The sequence below is a fragment of the Neobacillus niacini NBRC 15566 genome, assembly GCF_001591505.1.
Taxonomy (GTDB): domain Bacteria; phylum Bacillota; class Bacilli; order Bacillales; family Cytobacillaceae; genus Neobacillus; species Neobacillus niacini.
Window position 1 is genome coordinate 138,911 of the sequence record NZ_BCVA01000010.1, and the last position, 6,378, is coordinate 145,288.

Sequence of the window (6,378 nt, forward strand, 5' to 3'; positions counted from 1 at the left end):
TATAATGGCAAAAGTATTATATAACGGAGATATTCAAGAGGCAGTTTTACAAGGAAAGAAGATCGCAGTAATCGGTTATGGTTCACAGGGTCATGCACATGCATTAAACCTTAAAGAAAGCGGATTTGACGTTGTTGTTGGTTTAAGAGGCGGTAAGTCTTGGGATAAAGCTGTTGAAGATGGTGTTGAAGTAACATCTGTTGCAGATGCAACTGCACAAGCTGACGTTATCATGGTTTTACTTCCAGATGAAATGCAGCCTAAAGTATATGAAGAGAGCATTAAACCAAACCTTGAAGCTGGTAACTCATTAGTATTTGCCCATGGTTTCAACGTTCATTTTACACAAATCGTTCCTCCTGCTGATGTTGACGTATTCTTGGTTGCTCCTAAAGGTCCAGGGCACTTAGTACGTCGTACGTATACAGAAGGCGCTGGTGTTCCAGCACTTTACGCAGTATACCAAGACTATACAGGTCAAGCACGTGAACTTGCTCTTGCTTATGCAAAAGGAATCGGTTCTGCTCGTGCAGGTGTACTAGAAACTTCTTTCCAAGAAGAAACAGAAACAGATCTATTCGGAGAACAAGCGGTTCTTTGCGGTGGTACCACTGCCCTAATCAAAGCTGGTTTCGAAACGCTAGTAGAAGCTGGTTACCAGCCTGAAGTTGCTTACTTTGAGTGTTTACACGAATTAAAATTAATCGTTGACCTTCTATATGAAGGAGGATTAGAAAACATGCGTTATTCTATCTCTGATACAGCTCAGTGGGGAGATTTCGTATCTGGACCACGTGTTGTTAACGAAGATACAAAAGCCCGCATGAAAGATGTATTAACAGATATCCAAACTGGTGCATTTGCGAAAGGCTGGATCTTGGAAAACCAAGCAAACCGTCCACAATTTAACGCAATCAACCGTAGCGAAAATAATCACCAAATTGAGGTTGTTGGCCGTGAGCTTCGTGAATTAATGCCATTTATTAAAAAGCCTGTAAACCAAAAGAAAGAAGCTGTGGTAAATGGTTCACGTTAACATCTTTGATACGACACTGCGTGATGGTGAACAATCTCCTGGTGTAAACTTAAATCAACTCGAAAAACTTGAGATTGCTCGACAATTAGAAAAGTTTGGCGTTGATATTATGGAGGCCGGTTTTCCGGCTTCCTCCCAAGGGGATTTCGAGGCAGTAAGAGCAATTGCCCGGAGTATTAAAAACAGTTCCGTAACAGGCCTGGCAAGAGCAACCAAATCGGACATTGACATTGCGTGGGACGCGTTAAAGGATGCTGCAGAACCAAGGTTGCATGTTTTCCTTGCAACCTCCCCAATTCATATGAAATATAAATTGTTCAAAACACCTGAGGAAGTCATTCAAACCTCTGTCGATATGGTGGCATATGCAAAACAAAGATTCCCGCATATCGAATGGTCTGCTGAAGACGCATCTCGCTCCGATCTTGATTTTCTTGTCAAAATCATTACAAAGGTTATCGACGCAGGAGCAACAGTCATTAACCTCCCTGACACGGTAGGCTATGCCACTCCAGCAGAATATGGTTATATGTTCCGGTATATCAGAGAAAACGTTCCAAATATCCATAAGGCATCACTTTCCTGCCATTGTCATGATGATTTAGGAATGGCTGTTGCCAATACACTAGCTGCTATTGAGAACGGTGTTACCCAAGTCGAGGGTACGATCAACGGGATTGGGGAACGTGCCGGGAATGCCTCACTAGAGGAAGTCGCAGTAGCACTAAATATTAGAAAAGATAAATACCCTTATACTACGAATCTTGTTTTAAAAGAAATCAAGCGCACAAGCGACCTTGTCAGCCGCTTTACAGGAATGATCGTTCCTGGGAATAAAGCTGTAGTAGGGAAAAATGCTTTCGCTCATGAGTCTGGTATTCACCAGGATGGTGTATTAAAAAATACTTTAACCTATGAAATTATCACTCCTGAAATGGTTGGTATTCAATCAAATGATTTAGTACTCGGTAAGCATTCGGGACGACATGCTTTTAAAGACAAGATTGAAAATATGGGCTTTACCTTATCTGCCGAAAAGCTTCAAGAAGCATTTACAGCTTTTAAACAGCTTACCGATCGTAAAAAAGAAGTTACTGATGAAGATTTATTTACGATATTAACTGACATCCAGACAGCCGTTGTTGATGTTAAAAAGTATGAACTTGTAGCTTTCCAAGTTCATTATGGTTCCGCCAACCTCCCTACTGCAACAGTTGCGCTTAACACGCCAGAAGGTGTTCGAGTTGAAACTGCCCGTACAGGTTCAGGAAGTGTTGAAGCGCTAATGAACACATTGGAAGCTCTAATAAAAGAGGAAATTCATCTTACTGATTATAAATTAAATTCCGTTGGTCAAGGGCGTGACGCCTTAGCTGAAGTGCATGTGAAAATGACAGTTGATGGTGCACAAGTTAGTGGCCGCGGATCAGCTCAGGACGTATTAGAAGCTTCTGCTAAAGCGTTCTTGAATACTGTAAATCGTGTATTATTTAGCACTAAAGCCATTGTTCAACTAGAACCGGCTCAAGCTTAAGAATCTTTCCTGAGGCGATGTAAAAAATGACGAGGAGGTTGCTTCGAATGAAAAAACGTATTGTATTACTACCTGGTGATGGGATTGGCAAGGAAGTTATTAATTCAGCAAAAGACGTTTTGAGTGCAATTGCTGAAGATTTTAACCATAGTTTTACCTTCGAAACCCATGAGATCGGAGGGGCAGCCATTGACCAATACGGTACACCGCTGCCGGAAACTACAGTTGACGCTTGTAAGCAGGCAGATGCTGTATTATTAGGTGCCGTTGGCGGCCCAAAATGGGATAACAACCCCTCCCATTTACGCCCTGAAAGAGGATTACTCGGTATTCGTAAGGCACTAGAGTTATATGCAAATTTAAGACCGATTAAAGGGTTTAAAAATTTGCTTCATGCTTCTCCTTTGAAAGAAGAAATCGTGGCTGGCAGTGATTTATTGATTGTCCGAGAACTAACCGGCGGAATTTACTTTGGTACTCCAAGTGAACGCCGAGACAACGGTCAAACAGTGGTTGATACACTCGCTTATACACGTAAAGAGATTGAAAGAATCGTAGACAAAGGTTTTCAAGCAGCACAAGGACGGCGTGGGCACCTCACTTCTGTTGATAAAGCAAACGTGTTGGAATCTAGTAAGATGTGGCGTGAAATTGTTGAGGAGAAAAAAGCTCAGTATCCAGATGTCGTGGTTGAGCATGTATTGGTTGATGCGGCTGCAATGAAACTCATTACAAATCCTTCAAAGTTCGATGTTATTGTTACCGAGAATATGTTCGGTGACATCCTTAGTGATGAGGCTTCTGTCCTAACTGGTTCTCTAGGAATGCTTGCTTCAGCATCGTTGAGTGAAGATGGAGTTGGTTTATATGAACCTGTTCATGGTTCGGCACCAGATATTGCAGGCAAAGGGATCGCCAACCCAACAGCCATGATTTTATCAACTGCATTAATGCTGCGTTACTCTTTCCAACTGAATGATGAGGCAAAATTAATTGAAGATGCGGTACAGTCTGTCTTAGATAGTGGATTCCATACAGCTGACCTTCACATACCTGAAGGAAGGCAAGTGGGCACAGAAGAAATGACTCGTCTCATTGTTGATTATATTAAATCCCAAAACGCCTCAAAATGTATCATGAGCTGTTACGTGTAATTGATTTTGTGCAGGTTGGAAGCCGCTGGGACTCTTGGTCCAGCGGCTTCCCCTTATCTACATTTGATGAAAATTGGGTGTATCGCTGATTTATCCTGATTATCGCCGATATATTCCATTAAAACGCTGATATAATGCAAATCCCGGGGTTTACTCCCCCACTAAATCTATAAACGTGAGGAAGGACATTATGCAAAAACCAAAAAACATTATTCAAAAAGTTTGGGAGCAGCATGTTGTATATCAAGAAGCAGGAAAACCTGATTTACTATATATCGATTTACACCTTGTTCATGAAGTAACCTCTCCTCAAGCATTCGAAGGATTACGAATGAACGGTCGAAAAGTACGCCGCCCAGATCTAACTTATGCAACAATGGATCATAATGTTTCAACTCGTGATCGAAACGAAATTAAAGATCCCATCTCAAAGAAACAAATTGATACATTAAAAGAGAACTGCCAAGAATTTGGTGTTGAACTCTCAGACCGCCAACATCCTGACAATGGGATTGTCCATGTAATTGGTCCTGAGCTCGGTCTTACACAACCTGGAAAAACAATCGTTTGTGGTGATAGCCATACTTCTACACATGGTGCGTTTGGTGCTCTAGCGTTCGGAATTGGGACAAGTGAAGTAGAACATGTCCTAGCAACTCAAACGCTTTGGCAAGCACCTCCTAAAACAATGAATGTGAAGGTAAATGGAAAGCTCGGAACAGGCGTAACTGCAAAGGATTTAATTCTTGCAATTATTGGTAAATTCGGGGTCCAATTTGGAACCGGTTATGTAATGGAATATACGGGTGAGGCAATCCGCTCCCTATCAATGGAAGAGCGTATGACTGTTTGTAATATGTCCATTGAGGCTGGTGCACGTGCAGGCTTGATTTCTCCTGATGACACAACGTTTGAATACTTAAAAGGACGCAGACATGTTCCTAAGGGTGAGGCATTCGAGGAAGCTGTAGCAAAATGGCGCGCTCTTGCCACTGATGAAGGGGCGGTTTATGATGCGGTCGTTGAGATAGAAGCTTCTGAAGTAGAACCTCAGGTTACATGGGGCACAAACCCAGGCATGTGTATCCCAATAACAGCCGCTGTACCAAATCCAGATCATGAAGAAAAAGCGAATAAAAAGGATGAAATTTCTCGTGCCCTTCAATATATGGGACTTGAAGCGGGTCAACCTATTTCTAGTGTAGAAATTGATCATGTCTTTATCGGTTCATGCACCAATTCACGGTTAAGTGATTTACGAAAAGCTGCGGATGTTGTTCGGGGACACAAGGTTAATCCTAATGTCAAGGCAATTGTTGTCCCGGGCTCTTTCAGTGTCAAAATGGCTGCGGAAAAAGAAGGTATTGACCAAATTTTTAAAGAAGCAGGCTTTGAATGGCGTGAAGCTGGCTGCAGTATGTGTCTGGCAATGAATGATGACATTGTTCCTCCAGGCGGACGCTGTGCCTCTACTTCTAACCGTAATTTTGAAGGCCGCCAAGGAAACGGGTCTCGCACTCACCTTGTAAGTCCTGAAATGGCTGCTGCTGCTGCGGTTGCAGGCCGTTTCGTTGATGTTCGTCAGTTCACTGCTCAGGGGGTACTATAAATGGAACCATTACGCATTCATACAGGAGTCGTTTGTCCGTTAAATCGAAGCAATGTTGATACCGATCAGATAATTCCAAAGCAATTTCTAAAAAGAATTGAGCGAAGCGGTTTTGGGCAATTCTTATTTTACCACTGGCGTTTTGATGATGATGGTAACCTTCGAAAAGATTTTTCGATGAATCTCCCAAAATATCAGGGAGCCTCCATCTTAGTAACTGGTGAAAACTTTGGCTGTGGTTCTTCTCGTGAGCATGCTCCATGGGCGATTCAGGATTTTGGCTTTAGAGTCATTATTGCGCAAAGCTATGCAGATATTTTTAAAAATAACTGCGTGAAAAATGGTATCCTGACGATTCAAGCAAGCGAAGAACAAGTTCAAAGTATTATGCAAAACGCTGAAACTGAAGGATACACACTTACCGTGAATCTCGAAGAACAAGTAGTTTTTGATAATCAAGGTTTAGAAATTAAGTTTGATATTGCTCCATACCCAAAAGAAATGCTTCTTAACGGCTGGGATGAAATTGGCGTAACGCTAAACTATGAAGATAAAATTTCACAATATGAAGTTGCACATAAATAAATAAATAAAATGAGCTTGGACATCCAAGCTCATTTTTCTATTGTCTTGGAGCTAACAATATCACAAAAACACCTATTAAACATATTCCGCCGCCAATCCAGTCATACATATCTGGAGTCTTTTTGTCAATGCCCCATCCCCATAATAGGGAAAGCACAATGAAAACTCCTCCATATGCAGCATATACTCGGCCGAATGATGGGAATGCCTGAAAGGTAGCGATTACGCCGTACAAAGCAAGCACCACTCCTCCAATTAGTCCCCAGTAGGATGGCTTCCCTTCCCGCAGCCATTGCCAAATCAAGTATCCCCCTCCTATCTCTGCTATGCCTGCTAAAATAAATAATAGAGTTGCTTGAAACATAACAATCACATCCTCTGCTTTTATCCTATATAACACTTATGCGATTTGTCTTCGAGACTCTCAATCAAAGACAAATCTTTCTGCCGGCTCCTGAGA

Annotated in this window: 6 protein-coding genes; 5 read left to right on the plus strand and 1 reads right to left on the minus strand. The window is 42.0% G+C overall.

All coding sequences use genetic code 11. The annotated features are described in order from the left end of the window. The first annotated feature begins 4 nt into the window (after positions 1–4). From ilvC to leuD, 5 genes are all read left to right on the plus strand, one after another. Positions 5–1,036, plus strand: coding sequence for a ketol-acid reductoisomerase (ilvC, locus tag BANA01_RS11145; RefSeq protein WP_034677416.1), 1,032 nt, complete (start codon positions 5–7; stop codon positions 1,034–1,036). Next, complete coding sequence (locus tag BANA01_RS11150) at positions 1,023–2,570, plus strand: 2-isopropylmalate synthase (RefSeq protein ID WP_034677418.1); 1,548 nt, start codon at positions 1,023–1,025, stop codon at positions 2,568–2,570. Before ilvC ends, BANA01_RS11150 begins: the two co-directional genes overlap by 14 nt. A gap of 47 nt (positions 2,571–2,617) precedes the next feature. Next, on the plus strand, positions 2,618–3,724 hold the full coding sequence (gene leuB, locus BANA01_RS11155; RefSeq protein WP_034677420.1) for a 3-isopropylmalate dehydrogenase: 1,107 nt from the start codon (positions 2,618–2,620) through the stop codon (positions 3,722–3,724). A gap of 190 nt (positions 3,725–3,914) precedes the next feature. After that, on the plus strand, positions 3,915–5,333 hold the full coding sequence (gene leuC / locus BANA01_RS11160; protein WP_034677422.1) for a 3-isopropylmalate dehydratase large subunit: 1,419 nt from the start codon (positions 3,915–3,917) through the stop codon (positions 5,331–5,333). After that, the gene (leuD, locus tag BANA01_RS11165; protein WP_034677423.1) at positions 5,334–5,918 is read left to right on the plus strand and encodes a 3-isopropylmalate dehydratase small subunit; all 585 of its coding nucleotides are present in this window, start codon (positions 5,334–5,336) and stop codon (positions 5,916–5,918) included. 37 nt (positions 5,919–5,955) lie between these two features. Here leuD and BANA01_RS11170 read toward each other — a convergent pair whose 3' ends face one another. Continuing rightward, positions 5,956–6,282, minus strand: coding sequence for a YnfA family protein (locus BANA01_RS11170; RefSeq protein WP_034677425.1), 327 nt, complete (start codon positions 6,280–6,282; stop codon positions 5,956–5,958). Positions 6,283–6,378 lie beyond the last annotated feature (96 nt).